Here is a 21,050-nt window from a genome sequence, read left to right on the forward strand (position 1 = left end):
ATGAATTTTAGCGCTGCGTAATTGCGGTAATTTTTCGGGCAATGAAAACGATTGTAGTCAATATGTGAAGAAGTGCTCCACTTTGCGATGAATAATGATTACTATTCTCATTCCAAAAAAAGCAAAACCATGATTTTGCTCATTGAAGCTATGTGAAGCAGTAACAAACGAATTTATCAAAGGGAGTCGTCATGTCTTTACGTCATCTGTTTTCACCGCGTCTGCGTGGTTCTTTACTGTTAGGTTCACTGCTCGTTGCATCATCTTTTACTACGCAGGCTGCAGAAGAACTGCTGCGCAAAGCCGTGGGCAAAGGTGCCTATGAAATGGCATACAGCCAGCAAGAGAACGCACTGTGGCTGGCGACCTCACAGAGCCGCAAACTGGATACCGGCGGGGTGGTTTATCGTCTTGACCCGGTCACCCTCGAAGTGACTCAGGTTATTCATAACGATCTCAAACCGTTCGGCGCCACCATCAACAACGCCACGCAAACGCTGTGGTTCGGCAACACGGTAAACAGCGCGGTAACGGCGATGGATGCCAAAACCGGCGCGGTGAAAGGACGCCTGGTACTTGATGCGCGTAAGCGTTCTGAAGATGTTCGCCCGCTGCAGCCGCGTGAACTGGTCGCCGATGATGCTACCAACACCGTATACATTAGCGGTATTGGTAAAGAGAGCGTGATTTGGGTTGTGGACGGTGATGCTATTAAACTGAAGGACACCATTCAAAATACCGGCAAAATGAGCACCGCTCTGGCTGTCGACAGTAAAGCTAAGCGCCTGTACACCGCCAATGCGGACGGTGAATTCATCACCGTCGATACTACCACCAACAAAATTCTCAGCCGTAAAAAGCTGCTGGATGATGGAAAAGAGCATTTCTTCATCAACCTGAGCCTGGACACCGCGGGCAACCGCGCCTTTGTCACCGACTCTAAAGGGGCGGAAGTGCTGGTCATCGACACCCGTAATGGCAACGTTCTGGCAAAAGTCGCTGCGCCAGAATCCCTGGCCGTACTGTTTAACCCGGCACGTAATGAAGCCTACGTGACCCATCGTCAGGCCGGCAAAGTGAGCGTGATCGACGCGAAAAGCTATAAAGTCGTTAAAACGTTCGAGACCCCAACATTCCCGAACAGCCTGGCGCTCTCCGCCGATGGTAAAACCCTGTACGTCAGCGTGAAACAAAAATCCACTCGCGAGCAGGAAGCCACTCAGCCGGACGATGTTATTCGTATTGCGCTGTAATATAAATGGAGGGGGAAACCCCTCCTGTCATTTCTCTAAACCCCACGATACGCCTCGTTACACCCCGCCAGTAGCCTCACCCACTTCAGGGACTTACACTACGCCCTCAACGGCTAACTGAATAACGCAGGAATACCATGAAAAAGCCACTTATCTGTCTGTGTGCAGGCGTGATGCTGTTTACCCTGGCAGGATGCACCACCGATTACGTCATGACGACGAAAAGCGGACAAACCATCACCACCCAGGGTAAGCCAAAACTGGATAAAGACACGGGAATGACCAGCTATACCGATCAGGATGGGAATGCGCGGGAAATTAACAGCAACGACGTTGCGCAGTTGATTGAAGCGAACTAAAAAAGAAGGCCTGAAGGGGTAACCTGTCAGGCCTTCTGCCGTTATGGCGCGGTGCGGTGGATTTCTGCAACGCGTTTACGAACGCCGAACCAGCCCGCAACCAGCAGGATAGCAATCAGCGGTAATGAGGCGATGGTATAGGTGCCGTTCGGATAATCAAACGCCATCAGCACCAGAACGCTCAGCAGGAACAGCAGCGTTAACCAGGAGGTAAATGGCGCGCCCGGCAGTTTAAAGCTGACGTCTGCCGTTTTGCCTTCTTTTATGGCCCGGCGCAGACGCATCTGACAGACCATGATAAATCCCCATGACGCAATAATGCCTAATGACGCGAAGTTCAACACGATCTCAAATACCTGCGACGGCACCAGATAGTTCAGGAAAACACCGACGACATACACGACCAGCGTGGCGAGGATCCCAGCCCAGGGCACCTGTTGACGACTCATTTTAGCCATAAATTTCGGCGCCGATCCGCCCATCGACATGGAACGTAAAATACGTCCGGTGCAGTACAACCCTGAATTAAGGCTGGAAAGCGCCGCGGTGAGCACCACAATATTCATGATACTGCCAATGTACGGCACGCCCAGTTTGGAAAAGAAAGTAACAAACGGACTTTGCCCCGCCTGATAGGCGTTCCATGGCAATAACAGAACCAGCAGTACGACAGAACCCACATAGAACAGACCAATACGCCAGATGACGCTATTGATCGCTTTCGGCACCATCGTTTGCGGATCTTTGCACTCACCGGCGGCTGTACCCACCAGTTCAATAGAGGCGAATGCGAAAACCACACCCTGTACCAGAACTAACGCAGGCAGCAGGCCATGCGGGAAGAATCCGCCGTTGTCGGTAATCAAATGAAAACCCGTGGCGTTACCGTCCAGCGGTTTTCCGGTGCCTAAAAAGACGGTACCCACTACAAGGAAAATGACAATTGCCAGCACTTTCACCAACGCAAACCAAAACTCCATCTCTGCGAACCATTTCACGCCGATCATGTTCATGGTGCCGACAATGGCCAGCGCGCCGAGAGCGAACACCCATTGCGGTACATCACCAAAGGCGCCCCAGTAGTGCATATACAACGCCACCGCGGTGATATCGACAATACCGGTCATTGCCCAGTTGATGAAGTACATCCAGCCCGCCACGTAGGCGGCCTTTTCGCCGAGAAACTCGCGGGCGTAGGAGACAAAACTGCCGCTGGAAGGGCGATGTAAAACCAGCTCGCCGAGCGCGCGCAGTATAAAGAACGAAAAAATACCACACACCAGATAGACCAGCGCCAGAGCGGGGCCGGCCATCTGCAAGCGTGCGCCAGCGCCTAAAAACAGCCCGGTACCAATTGCGCCACCAATGGCGATCATTTGTACCTGTCGATTGCCCATCGCTTTGTGATACCCCTCTTCGTGGGCATTCAACCAGCGTCGTTTCGCCGCATGTTGCTCCGCGGCTTGCGTGTTGTTTGTGTTCATTACGATTCCTGTTGACCTGACAAAATACAAAATCCTTTTTGCCGCACCAGTTGCGGCGAAAACAGCCTTACCCTTCATGGTGTTACGGAGTAAAACGGCCGGCCGAGCATCCTACATTCAATTGATCGGTTCCGCAAAGCCCCGATAACAAGAATTCAGCATTTTTATGCAGCCACAGCTGGTGCGGTGTGGCCTCGATTCAGCCAATAAAAGAGAAGGGTGTTAATACATGGAGAGGCGTGCGCTTATCGAGACATTTACCCGATAAGCGCTGCAACGTTATGCTGATACGCCAAAGACCTGAACGGCCTGCTGTAAGCGCGATGAACGCTGGGTCAGATCGGCGGTAGCGTCGGTGACGCGCTCCACCATCTCGGCATTATTGTGTGTCATGGCGCCAACGCGTGAAATCGAATCGTTAATCAGATCCAGCGCCTGGGTTTGCTCGCGCGTGGCCAGACTAATGTCTTTGATCATCATCGACATCTGCATTACATCGCCAATCATCCCGGTGAGATGCGTTTCCGTTTGCTCCACCATTTTGACGCCGCTGTTAACGTTAGCGACATTCTTCTCAATAAGCTGTTTAATCTCTTTTGCCGCCGACGCCGAGTGCTGCGCCAGATTGCGAACTTCTGCCGCGACAACGGCGAAGCCGCGCCCTGATTCCCCGGCTCGTGCGGCCTCAACCGCGGCATTGAGCGCCAGAATATTGGTCTGAAAGGCGATGCTGTCGATAACGCCAATGATGTCGACGATCTGTCCATTGTCACGCGATATCGCCTGCATCATGGCGATAGTTTGTTTCATGATATCGCCACCTTCTGCTGCGTTGGCGCTGGTTTTATCGGCCATAGTCATAGTATGTGCCGCGGTTTCAGCGGTTTGCTGTACCGCACTGCCAATTTCTTCGATGGCTGCAGCCGTTTGTTGCAGGTCGGCAGAGGTTTCTTCTGAACGCTTATGCAGCGCTGTACCTTCTTTTGATACCCGCTGACTGATAGCGCGAATACCGGTTATTTGCTTACTGACGTCATCGACCAGAGAATTCAGATTAAGCCCGGATTGATTAACCAGACGCATCAGCATTCCGATCTCATCCACCCGATTTAAATGACAGTTATCAGGTTTTCGCCCCGATACCACTTTCTTCATTTGCGTCAGTAGCGTATTAACTGGCTGACAAATTTGATACTTAAGGTAAATAGCAAGCATTAGAAATAAGAACAACAATCCACCCGCCTGAATAAATGGATTGACAGGGGCGAAGATAAATAACAAAGAGAACAGGGAGATTACCCCTAAAGAATAATTGACGCGCTGACTAATACTCAACCATTTAAACATTGATGCCCATGACAATATGCCGCGACGAATCATAATGCCCTTAAAAAGTTGAAATCCTTTAAGCTGCTGATTATTAATTTTTTGATATAAGCTTTCGCTTTGAGTTATTTCATCGCGCGAAGGAACGGTACGCACCGAGATGTAGCCAGTGAGCTTTTCATTGTGCCAGACCGGCGTAACGTTGGCGCGAACCCAGTAATGGTCGCCATTCTGCCGGCGATTTTTCACCATCCCTGTCCAGCTGTCTCCCTGCTGTAGCGTGTACCACATATCGGCGAAAGCAGCCGGAGGCATGTCGGGATGGCGAATAATATTATGCGGTTCGCCCATTAACTGATGTTCGTCAAATCCACTGGCATCAATAAAAGCAGAGTTGGCGTAGGTAATATGACTTTCTTTATCCGTCGTTGAAAGCAGCGTCGCTTTGCCGTTAAGTGTGTGCTCAATTTGTGTAACGGGCATGTTACTTTTCATAGAGGCCCCATGATGGTATGTATAATCCATACAAAAATCCCCGCAATAAAATCGGGGGATATTAAAAAGCTGTTTTAAACCGTTTTAATAAGAAACGCTGCATTCTCTACTAATCATCATTGCTGTGGAAGTATTTAAATTTAAAAAAACCAGGTGAACTATTCATTCAGCGTCATAAAAGTGAAACATTTAATACAACCGCATAACGTTGCAAGTCGTTTAACCTGACTTAACGTAAATCGCGCTAAAAAACGTTTTCGTAAAAAGAAAACTGGTATGAAATTATTTTGATGCTATTTCTGTGAAACCAGTAACCCTATTATATTTTGTAGGCCATAAAGTCCGGATTTGTTCCGCTGAGTGTTCCGACCAGTAAAACAAGCCCCTGGTATTATCCCTGATGGCAACAGGGTTGGTTATCTACTTTTTAGCTGAACAAATGTGAATTAAATGTTTCTGTATGGTTATTCAATAAATTAATAATAAAGACATGTTAACAAGCATAGGCCCGTAACATGTCATATCGCCTGAGTATTCTGGATAAAAGCCCCATCGGGGAAGGTGAAACCGCCGCGATGGCGCTTGACCGGACGTTGCGTCTGGCGCAACTGGCAGAAGAGTGGGGATACCATCGTTTCTGGATCGCGGAACACCATAATACGCCACAGCTGGCCAGTCCATCGCCGGAGTTGGTGATCGCCTGGATCCTCGGGCAAACCCAGCGTATCCGCGTAGGTTCCGGCGGCGTGATGTTGCAACATTACAGCCCGTACAAAGTGGCGGAAAACTTCAATCTTCTGGCATCACTGGCCCCTGGACGTGTCGATCTCGGCGTAGGGAAAGCCCCTGGCGGCTTACCGCTTTCGACCCAGGCGTTACAGCAGGGACTACATCAGGATGAAAAAGGCAGTTTTGCTGACCAGCTTTCCCAGCTTAACGACTGGCTGGTGCTGAGTGGAACGGAAAGTGGGGTGACGGTATTCCCAACGCCAATTCCACCGTTACCGCCGGAAGGATTTGTGCTGGGAGCCAGTGTGCAAAGCGCTCAATTAGCAGCGCAATCCGACTGGAATTTTATCTTCGCTGCGCACCTTAACGGTGACAGAGCGTTATTGCATGACGTTTTGTCTTTCTGGCAGGCCCACAGCACATGCCCGACGATAGTCGCCGTCCAGGTGATTGTGGCGGACAGTCACGACACCGCTGCGCAACTGGCGGAAAACGTACAAATCTGGGGCGTAGAACTGGAAGATGGTCAACGTGTCACAGTAGCCAGCGAAGAACAGGCGCTGGCATTTGCCGCACAGGCTGGCAGTCCCCCACGCAAAATAGCGCGTCGTGAGCTGGCGTTGTTACACGGCACCGCTCAGGAAGTGATGGCAAAGTTGAATGCTCTGCATACGCAATTTGGTATTGACGAGTTCATTATCGACACGCCAGTGGCGGAAGGGCACGCGCGTCTGACATCGCTGCGTTTGTTGGCGCAAGCCCATAACGCCGTGGAGGTGCTCTGATGACCCTCGGCTCAACGCTTATCGACTGGCGTCGTGAATTACATCAGCATCCGGAGCTTTCCCTGCAGGAGGAAGCAACCACGGCGCGCATTCACGCCTGGTTGCGCGCAGCGGACGTCGACATTTTGCCGTTTGAGTTGAAAACCGGTCTGGTCGCGGAAATCGGCCAGGGAGAAGATATCATCGCGCTGCGCGCGGATATCGATGCGCTACCAATTGAAGAAAGTGCCGATGTTCCGTTTCGCTCCCTCACGCCGGGTGTGATGCATGCCTGCGGGCACGATGTTCACAGCAGCGTCATGCTTGGCGCTGCGCTGCTGCTTAAACAGCAGGAAACATACCTACCGGGGCGAGTACGTATTTTATTTCAGCCAGCTGAAGAGAGTTTCGGTGGCGCAAAAACGCTGATCCGCGCTGGTGCGCTACAAAACGTAGCGGCTATTTTTGGTATGCACAATGAGCCGGGTTTACCGGTGGGCGAATTTGCCACACGCGGCGGCGCATTTTATGCCAATGTCGACCGCTTCGTACTGCGCATTAATGGCAAAGGTGCACATGCGGCGCGTCCGCATGAAGGCAAAGATGCCATCCTGCTCGCCAGCCAACTGGTAACGGTGTTGCAAAGCGTTGCCAGTCGCGACGTTAACACGCTGGATTCAGTCGTGCTAAGCGTAACCCGTATTCAGGGAGGAAATACATGGAACGTATTACCAGAGTCCGTTGAGCTGGAAGGGACGCTCAGAACGCACAGAACCCAGGTACAGCAGCAGGTTAAGGCCCGAGTTAATGACATCGCTGCCGGATTTGCTCACGCCTTTGGCGCACAAATCGACGTAATCTGGCATGCGGGACCGACCGCGTTGGTAAATGATGATCGTTGGGCCGGTATTGCCACCGCGGTGGCGAAACAGTCAGGTTATACCACCCACCATGCCGATCTGCATATGGGCGGGGAGGATTTTGCCGTCTACCTGCAAAATACGCCAGGCGCATTCGTCAGTATTGGCAGCGCCAGTGAATACGGATTACATCACCCGGGATTCAAACCGGACGAGCGTTTAATTGAACCTGCCGCGCATTATTTTGCGCAGTTAGCAAAAACGGCATTCGCACATCTTTAAGTTTACCTGTTGGGTAGGGGGTATTATGGCTGAAAATCGGCAACTACGGCTCGGCACTATTCTGCATGGCGCATCGGGAAATATGTCCGCATGGCGTCATCCAGCGGCTCAGGCCGATGCCAGTATTAATTTTGATTTTGTCAAAGAGACAGCGCTTATTGCGGAAAAAGGGAAGCTGGATTTTATTTTTGTCGCCGATGGTCTGTATATTAATGAAAAATCAATCCCGCACTTTTTAAATCGTTTTGAGCCGTTAACGGTATTATCCGCTTTGGCCAGCATCACCCAGAATCTGGGGCTGGTTGGCACGGTGTCCACCTCATACAGCGAGCCGTTTACGACCGCACGGCAGTTCGCCAGTCTGGACCACCTCAGTCAGGGGCGCGCAGGATGGAACGTGGTTACGTCGCCTCTGGAAGGATCGGCAAAAAACTATTCCCGTGCTCAGCATCCAGAGCATGCTCAGCGTTATCGTATTGCCGATGAATATTTAAAGGTAGTGAAAGGATTGTGGGATTCCTGGGAAGACGATGCTTTTACCCGTAATAAAACAAGCGGGGAATTTTTTAATCCGCAAAAACTGCACACGCTTAACCATCATGGAGATTATTTCCAGGTCGCTGGGCCATTAAATATTGGGCGTACGCCACAAGGCCGTCCGATTATATTTCAGGCGGGCGCTTCAGCAGATGGCAAGAAATTAGCGGCGGAGCATGCTGATGCCATTTTTACCCATCAGGAGTCGCTGGCAGAGGCGAAAGCGTTCTATCAGGATGTAAAAAGCCAGCTGGAAAACGCCGGACGACATCCCGATCAACTGCATATATTCCAGGGCGTTAGCGTTATTGTTGGCGACAGCGCGGAAGACGTTGAGCAGCAGTATCAGACTACCGCTGCGCTGGTCTCTATTACCGACGCACTGAACTACCTTGGTCGCTACTTTGAACATCATGATTTTACCCAATATCCGCTGGATGCACCGTTCCCGGATCTGGGCTCTCTCGGGCAAAACAGCTTTCGCAGTACGACTGATGAGATCAAACGCACTGCGCGTGAGCGTGGCTTAACTCTCCGCCAGGTTGCACTGGAGGCGGCCAGCCCACGTCCGCGCTTCAGCGGCACGCCGCAACAGGTTGCCGACGGTCTGCAGCAGTGGTTCGACGAAAAAGCCGCTGACGGTTTTATCATCCAGGGCGGAACGCCGGATACCTTCCCGCGGTTTGTCGAACAGGTTGTCCCCGAGCTTCAGGCGCGCGGCCTGTTCCGCCATGAATATCCCGGTACGACCCTGCGCGCAAGTCTGGGATTAGCGACACCTGCAAATCAATTCACACAATAAGAGAAAACGCTATGCAGAAAAAATCAGTATTCCTCGCGCTGTCACTGGCTTTCAGCGCTACCGTCTGGGCAAATGAGGTAACGATCAACGGCACGGGCGTAAGCCTGGAAGCGAATAAAGCGCCGATTAATACGGTAAAAAATCCGCAGGCGATTGCACAGTTGCCAGCAAACCTGCACCTGGCCGTACCGGGCAAATTCACCGTGGCGATTGCCGGGCTCAGCCAGCCGCCGCTGACCGTCTTTGCCGATGACAATAAAACACTGATCGGCAGCGAGGCGGACATCGCGCGTCTGGTGGCAGACAGTCTGGGGCTGGAGCTCAACGTTGTACCCACGTCATGGGAAGACTGGCCGCTGGGCGTCACTTCCGGCAAATACGATGCCGCGATCAGCAATATTACCGTCACCAAAGCGCGCAAAGAGAAATTCGATTTCGCGACGTACCGGAAAGACTCTCTTGGCTTTTATGTCAAAACCGGCAGCAAGCTGAAGAAAATCGATCAGGCGGAAGATATCGCCGGTCTGCGCATCATCGTCGGTTCGGGGACGAACCAGGAAGCCATCCTGCTCGCCTGGAACGATGAGAACGTGAAGAAAGGGTTGCAGCCGTTTACGCCGGTGTATACCAAAGACGATGCCGCGCAAACCCTGGCACTGCAGTCGGGCCGTGCCGATGCCTACTTCGGGCCCAACGTTATTGGCGCGTGGAAAGCCGCGCTCAACGGTAAAACACAATTAGTGGGTAGCGTTGATGGCGGTTGGCCAAAAGCGGCGCATATTGCCGTGACGCTGAAAAAGGACAGCGGTCTGGTTTTGCCAGTACAAACTGCCCTCAACGGGGTCATTGGCAACGGCGACTATGACAAGGTGCTGAATCGCTGGGGTGAAGGGGTGGAACGTATTCCGCAATCTGAAATAAACCCGGCCGGTTTAGGCGACTAAGGAGGTCATCGTGAGCGATAAATTTCGCGTGGTCTCACCTGAAGCCAGCGAACTGCAGCCCATTTTGAACGGTCTGTTCGGTGAATATGCCGCCCGCTATGGCGATTATTTTTCTCGCGACGCTGAAGTAGAACTGACGGAATGGTATCTGGCGCCTCAGGGACTTTTCGTGGTACTGGAGCGCCGCGGTGAGATTATCGCCACCGGAGCTTACAAACCTTACGACAAGGACACCGCTGAGATTAAGCGGATCTGGACGAAAAGCAGCCTGCGTCAGCAGGGGTTGGCGGCGCGTGTGGTGCAGGAGCTGGAACGCCGGGCGCTGCTCGCGGGCTACAGCCGGATTTATCTGACCACGGGATTTCGCCAGCCGGAAGCCGTCCGGCTTTACTTAAGTCAGGGCTACGATCCGCAATTTGATACGACGCGCGATCCCGAAGAGTACAGCCTGCCGCCGTTTGATGGCCGGCTGCGCTTTACCAAACTGTTAACTATCGCCGGTCAGGCCAGAATCGCCTGAGGAGAGAAGATGAAAACGACGGATAGCATTAAAGTCGTACCGGCGCGTTATCCCATGCGCACCGTTGGCGCGGTCATTGCTTTGTTTGTTCTGGCGGTGATTATCCAGTCTGTGGCGTTTAATCCGCGCTGGGAATGGGGCGTGTTTGCCCGCTGGTTCTTTGATCCGGTTATCTTGTCCGGCCTCGGGCAAACGCTGTTACTGACGCTTATCGGGACGCTGTTGAGTATTCTTATCGGCGGTCTGTTGGCGCTGGCACGGCTTTCATCTTCCTGGCTGTTGAACTTTCTGGCATGGGGATACATCTGGCTGTTTCGTTCGTTACCGCTGATTGTGGTGCTGATCGTTTTATACAACTTCTCCTATCTGTACGACACGCTGGCGATTGGTATTCCGTTTACGCCCATTCAGTGGGGAAGTTTTGAGACCATCAATGTGCTCGGCCAGTTTTCCACTGCGGTGATTGGCCTGACACTGGTGCAAAGCGCCTATACCGCTGAAATTATTCGGGGTGGATTTTTAGGGGTCGATCACGGTCAGTATGAGGCAGCGGCAGCGCTGGGTTTACCGGCATGGCGACGTACGCTGCGGATTATTCTGCCGCAGGCGCTGCGCACCATTTTGCCTGCTGGCTTCAATGAAATCATCAGTCTGGCGAAAGGGACAGCGATGGTATACGTGCTGGCAATGCCGGAGCTGTTCTATACCATCCAGATGATCTACAACCGCACGCAGGAAGTGATCCCGCTGCTGATGGTGGGCGCGGTATGGTATCTGGTGATCACCAGCGTTTTGTCGCTAATTCAGCACCTGGTCGAACGCGCGCTGGCGCGCAGCGAACGACGTTCAGCCATCAATACTGCCCGAGTGAGTCGTGCAGAAAAACGCAGTCGTCAACATCCACAGCAGGAGACCGTCCATGTCCCACTCGCCTGAAGGCCATATTTCCATTACCGGCGTCAGCAAATACTTTGGCCGCCACAAAGCATTGGATAATGTGTCGCTGGAGATCCCTCCTGGTACGGTAACGGTCATTCTCGGGCCGTCCGGTTCAGGGAAATCCACACTCCTGCGGACCATCAACCATCTGGAACGCGTCGATGAGGGATTTATTCAAATCGATGGTGATTACATTGGCTATCGTCGGCAGGGAGACACGCTGTATGAGCTGAAAGAGGCGGAAATTTTGCGCCAGCGCGTTAACGTCGGCTATGTGTTCCAGAATTTTAATCTGTTCCCGCACTTAACCGTGCTGGAGAATTTGATTGAAGCGCCCATTGCGCACGGTCTGGCATCGCGAAAAGCCGCCACCGAGCGAGCATTAACTCTGCTTGATGCGGTAGGACTGCGGAATAAAGCCGATGCCTGGTCGCGACATCTGTCCGGCGGTCAGCAGCAGCGGATCGCTATTGCCCGTGCGCTGGCGCTAAATCCGCGCGTTATGCTGTTTGATGAACCGACATCTGCGCTGGATCCTGAACTGGTCGGTGAAGTGCTGGATGTCATTAAAGCACTGGCACAGTCGGGAACCACGTTGGTTGTGGTGACGCACGAGATTGGCTTCGCCCGGGAAGTCGCGGATCAGGTGGTGTTTATGGTCGATGGCAAAATCGTCGAGCAGGGCAGCAGCGAGCAGGTGTTGAATCATCCACGCCACACACGTACCCAGCAGTTCTTGTCGAAAGTGCTGTGAGTTTCAGGGAAAGATGGGCATGTCTGCATAGGATGTCGAATGCTGCTCTACACTTAGGGTTTTAACTTTGTGGGGTGCAGCATGATTAAGGTCTATGGGGTACCGGGCTGGGGATCGGCCATCAGTGAAGTGATGCTCACACTGGCGGATATCCCTTACCGCTTTATTGATGTGGACGGTTTTGACAGCGATGGTCCTTCGCGGGAGTTGCTTAAAACAATGAATCCGCTATGCCAGGTGCCCACACTGATACTGGAAAATGGCAGCGTGATGACGGAAACGGCGGCGATCGCGCTGATGATCCTCGATCGTTGTCCAGCACTTTCACCACCCGTTGGGCACGCCGAACGCCAGCAGTTTCAGCGTCTGTTGATATGGCTGGTGGCAAATGTCTATCCCACGTTTACCTATGCCGATTACCCACAACGCTGGGCACCGGACGCCCCGGCGCAGTTGAAAAAGAACGGTATTGAGTACCGTAAATCGCTTTATATATGGCTGAACGACCAGCTAAGCGCCGAGCCGTACGCGTTCGGGGAGCAGTTAACGCTGCTGGACGTTTATATTGCCGTTATGCGCACCTGGGGACCGGGTCATGACTGGTTTCAGGACAACACGCCGAATATTAGCGCTATCGCCGATGCGGTTTGTCAGCACCCACGGCTGCGTACTGTACTGAAAAACAATAAGATTATTTAAATAAAAAAAACGCTGTTCCGCAGGAGTGCAATTCCCGGAACAGCGGGCGGACTATCGCCATAAGTTTAAATTACGCAACAGAAGGGGTGAGCGTAATACGATCCAACGGACCCACGATAAACAGATAGGAAACCAGGCCGATCAGCCCCATCGAGCCGACATACAGGATGGCGTAATCAAAGGACTGGGTATTCGCCAGAATGACGCCGATCACCAGTGGTGTGATGATACTGGCCATATTGCCGCACATATTGAATACGCCTCCTGCAATGCCAAGCACTTCTTTTGGTGAGGTATCGCTGAGAACGCACCATCCCAGATTGCCAAAGCCTTTGGCGAAGAACGCCAGACTCATCGCGGCGATAACCACAAATTCTGACGATGTGTAATTCGCGATAACGATGACGCAGGAAAGCAACATCCCACAGATAACCGGCAGCTTACGGGCAATTGTCAGGCTGTAGCCGCGTTTTAAAAGCCAGTCGGAGAAAACGCCGCCCAACAATCCACCGATAAAACCGGCAATGGCAGGGATACTGGCGACAAATCCCACTTTAAGGATCGACATGCCTTTAGCCTGATACAGATAGGTAGGAAACCAGGTCAGGAAAAACCAGGTGATTGACGTCACGCAGAACTGTCCAATATAAACGCCAATCATCATGCGGTTGACGCAGACGCTTTTGATTTGCGCAAAGGTAATTTTCTGTGGCTCTTTTTTATTACCCAGCGACGGTTCGCCACCGCCTTCCCTGATATAGTCAATTTCCTGCTGGTTTACCTTCGGGTGATGCATAGGGTCTCTGACCTTCACCAGCCAGAAAATGCCAAGAATAACGCCAATCGCCCCAATGTAATAAAAAACAAAGTGCCAACTTAGATTATGCAAAATAATCGTCATTAACGGCGTAATAATCCCTAACGAGATATATTGTGCGGCCTGATAGACAGAGGTAACAAAGCCCCGTTCGTTATTAGGAAACCACTGCACGCTTAATCGGCTGTTGGCCGGAAAGGCTGGAGCTTCAATCGCCCCCATCAGTAGTCGTAAGATAATCAATACGACAAGTGGGCTGGCGTACAGATAAATGGTGCCCTGAAACATCGTTACCAGCGACCAGCCAATCAATGCGCAGCCGTATACCAGACGAGAACCATAGCGATCCAGGAGCCAGCCGCCGGGCAGTTGCATAATGACATAAGAAATACCGAAGGCAGAAAAGGCCAGCCCCATGGCTTCAGGATCAAAACCTAATTCTTTGCTCATAATCGGAGCCACGACGGATAATGTCGCGCGATCGGCGTAATTAAATACGGTAGCAAGAAACAGAAATATCAGAATGCCGTAACGCACTTTTGTACGCTTTATTATTGTGTTCATCACCCACTCCTTTCATAAGGTTGAGAGCGTTTCCGTAGGGAAGAGGGCGGGTATTACTTACCCGCCAAATAAATTAAGGACGTTTACCAAACTCGCAGGTCAATTGTGTCCAGCGGCGCGTCTGCTCGCTGATGCTAAACCCCAGGCCATGACGGTCGGAAACCCACATCCGGCCATCACGCAACTCAAGCTGTTCATTAAATAACGGGTTCAGCCATTCAAAATGTTCCAGCCATGGCTCAAGGGGATACGCTGCGGACAGATGCAGGTGAACTTCCATGGCGAAGTGCGGAGCCAGTTTGCGTCCGTGTTTCGCCGCCAGGTCCATAATTTTCAGGAACGGTGAAATTCCCCCCACACGCGGAGCATCGGGCTGCACATAATCGCTGGCATTTCCGAGGATCAACTGTTCATGTTCGCGGAAGCTGGTCAACATTTCACCGGTGGCAATCGGGGTGTCAAGCGCGGCGGCCAGTTGGGCGTGACCTTCAACGTCGTAGGCGTCCAGAGGCTCTTCAATCCAGATCAGATTGAACTGCTCCATTTTACGTCCCATACGGATGGCGGTTTCCCGGTCCCACTGCTGATTGGCATCGACCATCAGCGGGAAGTCATCACCCAGCGCTTCACGCACCGCGGTTAAGCGACGAATATCCTCAGCGCAGTTTGGTTGACCAACCTTGAGCTTGATACCGCCAATGCCGTTTTCACGGGAAATAACCACGTTTTTAAGCACCTGATTCAGCGGGGTATGCAGGAATCCACCGGAGGTGTTGTAGCACTGCACGGAGTCCCGATGCGAACCCAGCAGTTTTGCCAGCGGCAACCCTGCACGCTTGGCCTTCATATCCCACAAGGCGATATCGATAGGGGAGATTGCCTGAACCGCCATGCCGCTACGTCCCACGGAGGCGCCAGCCCACAGCAGCTTGGTGTAGATCTTGTCGATATCGTTTGGGTCTTCGCCTAACAGGTTATCGGCAATTTCTTTGGCATGCGCATAGATCCCCTGACCGCCAGCCCGCTTTGAGTAACTGAATCCAACGCCTTCAAACCCGTCACGGCTGCGGATCTCGGCGATGATAATGGCGACTTCGGTTAGAGGTTTCTGACGACCGGTCAGCACTTTGGCATCGCTTACTGGTGTTGCCAGGGGAAGGAAAGCGAGGGATAGCTTAACCCATTCGATCCGATCGCCGGTTTCTGCCGCGGTTTTTGCATTGGCCGATTTGGCATAGGTCACGGCATCAGAATTGGCACTTAAAGACATAATGTTCTCTCCTGGTGATAACAAATGATTGCGCTATCATTTTTAATGTTAGCGCAATCACTGTGCCAGTGAATTGACTGCGATTTGAACAATTGCTCACAAATACTGAGAGAAAAGGGTGGTAAATTATAAACGACGTCACATTCCAATACTTTATGGAGAAATGCACAAATCGTTGTGATTGCGCTATCATTTTGAGCGGCGATAATTAACTAAGCTGCTGTTTTCCCTGCATTATCACCGAGCGACGCTGGCAATAGCCCAAATCATGATGAATAATGCCAGGATACATCGGCGATTTTTGACAAGGGCATCGACAGTGAAAAACTCCAGACCTCCGCGCGCCCCCACGCTGGAAGATGTTGCCCGTACCGCGGGATTGTCACCCATGACGGTGAGCAGGGCGTTGAATACCCCGCAGTTGGTGCGCCCGAAAACGGTGGAAAAAGTAATGCAAGCGGTACGCACCACCGGCTATATTCCCAACGCGCTGGCCGGCGGACTGGCGTCACGACGCAGTAAGCTTATCGCCGTGGTGGTCCCGCAAATTAACAACAATATGTTTGTCGATACCATCCAGTCATTGAGCGATGAACTGGCTGAACGCGGATACCACATCTTACTCTGCGTGTCGGGTTATACGCCGCAAACAGAGGCTGAGCTGGTGGCGACACTGCTTTCTCGCCGCCCGGATGGCGTACTGCTCACCGGCATTCATCATACCGCCGAACTGAAAAAGGTGATTCTTAATGCAGCCATTCCGGTCGTGGAGATCTGGGATTTAACGCCAACACCTATTGATATGCTGGTCGGATTTTCGCATGAAAAAGTCGGGATGGCGGTGGCAGATTATTTGCTGGAAAAAGGCTATCGCCGTCCTGGCTTGCTATGGACAGCCGATCGTCGGGCAGGCCAGCGTAAACAAGGACTGTGCGATGCGCTGAGTCGTCATGGTATTGCCGCTGAGGCTCAGGTGGATGTCCCGCTACCGGCCTCTCTGGCATTGGGGCGCAGCGGATTAGCTCAACTATTGGCTGAAGGCGCTTTTGATGTCATTGTCTGTAGCTCAGATACGCTAGCCCAGGGGGCGATCATGGAAGCCGAAAGTCGTGGTCTACGCGTGCCGCAGGAGTTAGCGGTTATCGGTTTTGGCGATCTCGATTTTGCTGCCAGTAACCGACCAGCCATCACCACCGTCAGCGTCGACCGACGGGCCATTGGACAACGTGCCGCCTCTCTGCTTGCCGATCGTATCGAACAAATCCCGCGTGAAGACGATATTATTGATGTCGGATTTCACCTGGTTGAACGAGAGTCCGCATAAGTTACCTGCATCCCAAAACATTAAGGAATCTGCTATGCCGCACGTTGATATTAAATGTTTTCCCCGCTCCCTTACCGACGAACAAAAAAATGCGCTGGCGGCGGATATTACCGAGGTCATTATTCGTCATTTGCAAAGCAAAGACAGTTCCGTGAGCGTGGCGCTCAATGAAATTGAGCCCGAGGCGTGGCAGGGCGTGTGGGATGCGGAAATAGCGCCGCAGATGGCAAAGTTGATTAAAAAACCCGGCTACAGTATGTAAGAAAAAACGGGCGGATAATCCGCCCATTTTCGTTGTGATTACGGCGTAACGATGTTGAACCAGAATTCGAACTTATCCATATAGCCGAGCATGGCATCAAGCTTGGCGCCGTCACCGGTTATCTTCACATCACCGCTGTCTTGCGCCTGTTTTAGCGTCACTTCCTTGAGGATGATTTTGTTCAGCGTGTCGCGATTCAGCGTGACGGTGGCGTCGGCGTCTTTTGCCTCGGCATTGGCGGTATGGTTCAGTACGCCATTCTCCAGCTCAAGTTTGTATTTACCACCGTCGCTACCCAGATCGATGTTAAACACCGACTTCGCATCGCCCGCTTTTTGTCCGTTGATATGCACCGCCAGATAATCGAAGAACATTTCCGGCGTCATGGCGCGAACGGTATCCGGGCTGGCGGTATTCGGGGTTGGGCCTTTGACTACGCCGTTACGCAGCTCTTGCGCCCCGGTCAGATAGAAGTTACGCCACGGGCCGGATTCAGCCTGATATCCCAATTGCTCCAGCGCATCCGCTTCCAGATTACGCGCGGCCTGGTTATTCGGATCGGCAAACACCACTTTGCTCACCACCTGAGCTACCCAACGGTAGTTACCCTGGTCATAGTCGGCTTTTGCTTTCTGCAAAATGGCGTCCGCACCGCCCATGTAGTCAACAAATTTCTTCGCAGATTCTTCCGGCGGCAGTTCATCCAGCGTTGCCGGGTTGCCGTCAAACCAGCCGAGATAGAGCACATAGGTTGCTTTTACATCATGGCTCACGGAGCCATAGTAACCGCGGTTAGCCCAGGTGTGGGCCAGTGAGTCCGGTAGCTTAAAGTTTGCGGCGATCTCATCGCGGGTCAGACCTTCGTTAGCCATGCGCAACGTCTGGTCGTTGATGTAACGGTACAAATCGCGCTGGCTTTTCAGCAGGCTTACAACCTTGTCATTACCCCAGGTAGGCCAGTGGTGCTGCGCCATCAGCACTTCTGCTTTATCACCCCAGCGGACAATCGCTTCGTTGATGTATTTGGACCACGGCAGCGGTTCACGGATTTTGGCTCCGCGCAGAGAGTAGGTATTGTGCAGGGTGTGGGTGACATCTTCAGCAGATTCAATCAGTTTCTTCTCTTCGATGTACCACAGCATCTCCGAAGGCGCTTCAGAACCCGGAGCCAGCATGAAATCATAGGTCAGGCCGTCAATGACCTCTTTTTGTCCATCTTTCTCAATGATATTCGTTGGCGCAATCAGGGTAACGGTTCCCGCAGAAGTTGTGGTTCCCAGTCCCGCGCCGACCTGACCTTTGACATCAGGTTTTAGCAGGTTGCCGTACATGTAGCTCGCGCGACGGCTCATGACGTTACCTGCCATGATATTCTCAGCGACCGCTGCTTCCATAAATCCGGCAGGCGCATAAATTTTCACTTTGCCCGCTTTAACGTCGGCTTCATCAACAACGCCGCGTACGCCGCCGTAATGGTCAACGTGGCTGTGGGTATAAATCACCGCGACAACCGGTTTTTGACCGCGGTTTTTAAAGTAAAGATCCATCCCGACCTTAGCCGTTTCTGCAGAAACCAGCGGGTCAACGACGGTAACGCCTTCTTTACCTTCAATAATGGTCATGTTCGACAGATCGAGGTTACGAATCTGGTAAACGCCATCCGTTACTTCAAATAGCCCGCTAATGTTGATCAACTGGGACTGGCGCCACAGGCTCGGGTTTACCGTATCCGGCGCTTTATCGCCTTCTTTGATGAACGCGTATTGCTGCGGATTCCAGATAACATTTCCCTCTTCACCTTTGATCACTTCCTGCGGGAGTGGCGCGATAAAGCCTTTGTGGGCATCGGTAAAGTCGGTGTTATCGGAGAATGGTAGTTGGTTGTAAAGCGCGTTGTTGGCTTGTTGCGTGGCGGCGGTGGCGTCTTTGGGAGCTTCAGCGGCCATAACGGGAACAGAAAACGATGTGAGTAACCCAGCCAGTATAAAACTCTGTGCGATTCTATTAAGTTGCATCGTAAAACCTCTCTGACACTTCATAAGTAGAGTTGGGGGATGCTGCTTTCACGGATAATGTTTTGATTAGATATTTGCGTTAGTGCAAGATTAACTATAATTCACGCGAATGATTCAGCAAGGAAGGAGGGAGAATTTATCTGATTGGTTTTTCAGCAGTTTTAAGAAAACAGTTGCGGATGACAGCGGAGAACTGCCATCCGTTGGCAGAGTATCATTCACCAGCGATAAAACGCTTCCCGCTGGAGACAAACGTTCCGGCTCCAAGGTGATGCAACGTATTGAGCTTGCCATCATCAAACTGCCAGCGTCCTTCGACAAAGGCTCTCTCATCAGCGGCAGCCGAGACGACTTCCCCAAACAGCGTGTCATATTTTTCTAGTGCCGCAGTGGCCGGCAACAGGCGACATTCCATCCAGGCCAGGCATTTCGCTTCTATCAGCGGTAAACCCAGGACCGGTCCTTGCACTACGGGAATGCCGTAGCAGTTGAATTTATCTTCCGCTCGACCAGAAACGCTGCCTACGGCCCAGGTCCAGTTGACGGCGGCAACGCCCGGAATAACGATGCCGAATTTACCGCTACGTTCGATTAGTTCACGCGACCAGGCGGTCTTATCAACAACAATTGCTACCCGCGGTGGTTCAAACTCCACGGGCATTGACCATGCCGCTGCCATCACATTGCGCCGCTCGGTATGCTCATCCCGGCTGGTTATCAATATCGTAGGACCGTGATTGAGTAGCCGACTGGCGTGTTTTAATTCGATCGGACGAAAATGGCTCATGGATGCTCCTTGGCTGAGAGATAACACACCACAATAAACATAGATATTAACGGTATTAGCGATTTTGTCGCCTCACCAGGAGGAACAACGCACAAAATCGACGGCGTAAATTTAAAAATGCGTTATAAGTACTGCATTAACCGAACAGGAACTCCGTATGACGCCTTTTTTAACCACTTATTTTGCCCGTATTGGTTGGTCAGATTTGGCCTGGGTCGACATTGAAACCTTACGAGCGCTGCATTTATTGCACAACGCCGCCATACCTTTTGAAAACCTGGATGTATTGCTGCCCCGTGAAATGCAGCTTGACGATTTGTCGCTGGAAGAGAAGCTGGTAACGGCGCGTCGCGGCGGTTATTGCTTTGAACAGAACGGAGTGTTTGAACGAGCGCTACGTGAGATCGGTTTTAACGTACGCAGTCTGCTCGGGCGTGTGGTACTGGCAAATCCGTCAAGCCTGCCGCCGCGCACGCATCGTTTGTTGCTGGTCGAGTTACAGGGAGAACAGTGGATTGCCGACGTTGGCTTCGGCGGGCAAACGCTGACGGCGCCGATTCGTCTGCAGGCTAACATTGAGCAGAAGACGCCACACGGCGAGTATCGGCTGATTCAGGAAGGTGAAGACTGGATCCTGCAATTCCGTCATCATGAACACTGGCAATCGATGTACCATTTCGACCTGGTGGTACAGCACCAGAGCGATTATCTGATGGGCAACTTTTGGTCTGCTCACTGGCCACAATCGCATTTTCGCCATCATCTGCTGATGTGTCGTCATCTGCCTGACGGCGGGAAATTAACATTAACCAATTTTCACTTTACCCATTATCAGGATGGACACGCGGTGGAGCAGATTAATCTGCCGGACGTCGCCAGCCTGTATGCTTTGTTGCAAGAACGTTTTGGACTAGGCGTGGATGATGTGAAGCATGGGTTTACACTCGGTGAGCTGGCGACGGTTATGGCGGCGTTTGATACGCATCCGGAGGCGGGAAAATAGGGGCATCGTAAGTCATGCCGGATGCGGCGTCATCGCCTTATCCGGCTTACGGAAATGATTAAAAATCTATTGCCCATTCTGCGTGAAACAAGTTCACCGCCGAACCGGTAATGGTGACTTTTTCCGGCAGGTTTTCACGGATAGTCACCGTTACATCAACAATCCCGTCACGCCCGAGCGCGCGGCCCTGATGTCCCTGAACACGTAACGTTTCCCCATCATGCGCCATCCAGGCCCGGTAAGCGCAAGCGCTACCGGGCA

17 protein-coding genes and 2 pseudogenes are annotated in these 21,050 nt (G+C 52.1%); 12 read left to right on the forward strand and 7 right to left on the reverse strand.

Annotated features, from left to right (window positions below; all coding sequences use genetic code 11):
• Nucleotides 1-191: 191 nt before the first annotated feature.
• Complete coding sequence (locus LA337_11070; protein ID UBI18185.1) at nucleotides 192-1,253, forward strand: YncE family protein; 1,062 nt, start codon at nucleotides 192-194, stop codon at nucleotides 1,251-1,253.
• Nucleotides 1,254-1,390: 137 nt separating this feature from the next.
• Entirely contained in the window at nucleotides 1,391-1,612 is a 222-nt protein-coding gene (locus tag LA337_11075) for a YgdI/YgdR family lipoprotein (GenBank protein ID UBI18186.1), read from the forward strand.
• Between the two features lie 41 nt (nucleotides 1,613-1,653).
• On the opposite strand, the gene ansP is transcribed toward LA337_11075, so the two are convergent.
• Entirely contained in the window at nucleotides 1,654-3,096 is a 1,443-nt protein-coding gene (gene ansP, locus LA337_11080) for an L-asparagine permease (GenBank protein UBI18187.1), read from the reverse strand.
• A 279-nt stretch (nucleotides 3,097-3,375) separates the two neighbouring features.
• Nucleotides 3,376-4,917 (reverse strand): methyl-accepting chemotaxis protein, encoded by a 1,542-nt coding sequence (locus tag LA337_11085; GenBank protein UBI18188.1) that lies wholly within the window; start codon nucleotides 4,915-4,917, stop codon nucleotides 3,376-3,378.
• A gap of 515 nt (nucleotides 4,918-5,432) precedes the next feature.
• On the opposite strand from LA337_11085, the gene LA337_11090 reads away from it, so the two are divergent.
• The 7 genes and pseudogenes from LA337_11090 to LA337_11120 all read left to right on the forward strand — a co-directional run bounded on the left by LA337_11090 (nucleotide 5,433) and on the right by LA337_11120 (nucleotide 12,747).
• On the forward strand, nucleotides 5,433-6,431 hold the full coding sequence (locus tag LA337_11090; protein UBI18189.1) for an MsnO8 family LLM class oxidoreductase: 999 nt from the start codon (nucleotides 5,433-5,435) through the stop codon (nucleotides 6,429-6,431).
• On the forward strand, nucleotides 6,431-7,552 hold the full coding sequence (locus LA337_11095; protein ID UBI18190.1) for an amidohydrolase: 1,122 nt from the start codon (nucleotides 6,431-6,433) through the stop codon (nucleotides 7,550-7,552). Before LA337_11090 ends, LA337_11095 begins: the two co-directional genes overlap by 1 nt.
• Before the next feature lie 25 nt (nucleotides 7,553-7,577).
• Nucleotides 7,578-9,835: pseudogene (locus LA337_11100) on the forward strand (NtaA/DmoA family FMN-dependent monooxygenase).
• Nucleotides 9,836-9,845: 10 nt separating this feature from the next.
• Complete coding sequence (locus tag LA337_11105; protein ID UBI18191.1) at nucleotides 9,846-10,355, forward strand: GNAT family N-acetyltransferase; 510 nt, start codon at nucleotides 9,846-9,848, stop codon at nucleotides 10,353-10,355.
• A 9-nt stretch (nucleotides 10,356-10,364) separates the two neighbouring features.
• Nucleotides 10,365-11,291, forward strand: a complete 927-nt coding sequence (locus tag LA337_11110) for an amino acid ABC transporter permease (protein UBI18192.1) — start codon at nucleotides 10,365-10,367, stop codon at nucleotides 11,289-11,291.
• Nucleotides 11,275-12,048 (forward strand): amino acid ABC transporter ATP-binding protein, encoded by a 774-nt coding sequence (locus LA337_11115; protein UBI18193.1) that lies wholly within the window; start codon nucleotides 11,275-11,277, stop codon nucleotides 12,046-12,048. The genes LA337_11110 and LA337_11115 overlap by 17 nt, the downstream gene beginning before the upstream one ends.
• Before the next feature lie 81 nt (nucleotides 12,049-12,129).
• On the forward strand, nucleotides 12,130-12,747 hold the full coding sequence (locus LA337_11120) for a glutathione S-transferase family protein (protein ID UBI18194.1): 618 nt from the start codon (nucleotides 12,130-12,132) through the stop codon (nucleotides 12,745-12,747).
• Between the two features lie 70 nt (nucleotides 12,748-12,817).
• Here LA337_11120 and LA337_11125 read toward each other — a convergent pair whose 3' ends face one another.
• Both LA337_11125 and LA337_11130 read right to left on the reverse strand, forming a co-directional pair.
• Nucleotides 12,818-14,128, reverse strand: coding sequence for an MFS transporter (locus LA337_11125; protein ID UBI18195.1), 1,311 nt, complete (start codon nucleotides 14,126-14,128; stop codon nucleotides 12,818-12,820).
• A gap of 73 nt (nucleotides 14,129-14,201) precedes the next feature.
• Nucleotides 14,202-15,398, reverse strand: coding sequence for an L-talarate/galactarate dehydratase (locus LA337_11130; GenBank protein ID UBI18196.1), 1,197 nt, complete (start codon nucleotides 15,396-15,398; stop codon nucleotides 14,202-14,204).
• Nucleotides 15,399-15,717: 319 nt separating this feature from the next.
• On the opposite strand from LA337_11130, the gene LA337_11135 reads away from it, so the two are divergent.
• Nucleotides 15,718-16,722 (forward strand): LacI family DNA-binding transcriptional regulator, encoded by a 1,005-nt coding sequence (locus LA337_11135; protein ID UBI18197.1) that lies wholly within the window; start codon nucleotides 15,718-15,720, stop codon nucleotides 16,720-16,722.
• A gap of 34 nt (nucleotides 16,723-16,756) precedes the next feature.
• Nucleotides 16,757-16,984, forward strand: a complete 228-nt coding sequence (pptA, locus tag LA337_11140) for a tautomerase PptA (protein ID UBI18198.1) — start codon at nucleotides 16,757-16,759, stop codon at nucleotides 16,982-16,984.
• A gap of 38 nt (nucleotides 16,985-17,022) precedes the next feature.
• Here the strand turns inward: pptA and LA337_11145 are convergent, their stop codons facing one another.
• Both LA337_11145 and LA337_11150 read right to left on the reverse strand, forming a co-directional pair.
• A complete protein-coding gene (locus LA337_11145) occupies nucleotides 17,023-18,999 on the reverse strand; it encodes an MBL fold metallo-hydrolase (protein UBI18199.1) in 1,977 nt (658 codons plus the stop codon).
• Between the two features lie 214 nt (nucleotides 19,000-19,213).
• Nucleotides 19,214-19,786, reverse strand: coding sequence for a flavin reductase family protein (locus tag LA337_11150; GenBank protein UBI18200.1), 573 nt, complete (start codon nucleotides 19,784-19,786; stop codon nucleotides 19,214-19,216).
• Nucleotides 19,787-19,943: 157 nt separating this feature from the next.
• On the opposite strand from LA337_11150, the gene nhoA reads away from it, so the two are divergent.
• Entirely contained in the window at nucleotides 19,944-20,789 is an 846-nt protein-coding gene (gene nhoA / locus LA337_11155; GenBank protein ID UBI18201.1) for an N-hydroxyarylamine O-acetyltransferase, read from the forward strand.
• Between the two features lie 58 nt (nucleotides 20,790-20,847).
• Here the strand turns inward: nhoA and LA337_11160 are convergent.
• Nucleotides 20,848-21,018, reverse strand: a pseudogene (locus LA337_11160) (PhzF family phenazine biosynthesis protein).
• Nucleotides 21,019-21,050: the final 32 nt, after the last annotated feature.

Source organism: Citrobacter europaeus (genome assembly GCA_020099315.1).
In the GTDB taxonomy this organism is placed as follows: Bacteria; Pseudomonadota; Gammaproteobacteria; order Enterobacterales; family Enterobacteriaceae; genus Citrobacter; species Citrobacter europaeus.

What these genes read in the sequence shown, in the direction of transcription:
- LA337_11085 (UBI18188.1), bottom strand. Translation starts at nt 4,917, where the DNA reads ATGAAAAGTAACATGCCCGTTACACAAATTGAGCACACACTTAACGGC.
- LA337_11145 (UBI18199.1), bottom strand. Translation starts at nt 18,999, where the DNA reads ATGCAACTTAATAGAATCGCACAGAGTTTTATACTGGCTGGGTTACTC.
- LA337_11095 (UBI18190.1), top strand. Translation starts at nt 6,431, where the DNA reads ATGACCCTCGGCTCAACGCTTATCGACTGGCGTCGTGAATTACATCAG.
- LA337_11075 (UBI18186.1), top strand. Translation starts at nt 1,391, where the DNA reads ATGAAAAAGCCACTTATCTGTCTGTGTGCAGGCGTGATGCTGTTTACC.
- LA337_11090 (UBI18189.1), top strand. Translation starts at nt 5,433, where the DNA reads ATGTCATATCGCCTGAGTATTCTGGATAAAAGCCCCATCGGGGAAGGT.
- LA337_11150 (UBI18200.1), bottom strand. Translation starts at nt 19,786, where the DNA reads ATGAGCCATTTTCGTCCGATCGAATTAAAACACGCCAGTCGGCTACTC.
- LA337_11110 (UBI18192.1), top strand. Translation starts at nt 10,365, where the DNA reads ATGAAAACGACGGATAGCATTAAAGTCGTACCGGCGCGTTATCCCATG.
- LA337_11115 (UBI18193.1), top strand. Translation starts at nt 11,275, where the DNA reads ATGTCCCACTCGCCTGAAGGCCATATTTCCATTACCGGCGTCAGCAAA.
- pptA (UBI18198.1), top strand. Translation starts at nt 16,757, where the DNA reads ATGCCGCACGTTGATATTAAATGTTTTCCCCGCTCCCTTACCGACGAA.
- LA337_11130 (UBI18196.1), bottom strand. Translation starts at nt 15,398, where the DNA reads ATGTCTTTAAGTGCCAATTCTGATGCCGTGACCTATGCCAAATCGGCC.
- nhoA (UBI18201.1), top strand. Translation starts at nt 19,944, where the DNA reads ATGACGCCTTTTTTAACCACTTATTTTGCCCGTATTGGTTGGTCAGAT.
- LA337_11120 (UBI18194.1), top strand. Translation starts at nt 12,130, where the DNA reads ATGATTAAGGTCTATGGGGTACCGGGCTGGGGATCGGCCATCAGTGAA.
- ansP (UBI18187.1), bottom strand. Translation starts at nt 3,096, where the DNA reads ATGAACACAAACAACACGCAAGCCGCGGAGCAACATGCGGCGAAACGA.
- LA337_11070 (UBI18185.1), top strand. Translation starts at nt 192, where the DNA reads ATGTCTTTACGTCATCTGTTTTCACCGCGTCTGCGTGGTTCTTTACTG.
- LA337_11125 (UBI18195.1), bottom strand. Translation starts at nt 14,128, where the DNA reads ATGAACACAATAATAAAGCGTACAAAAGTGCGTTACGGCATTCTGATA.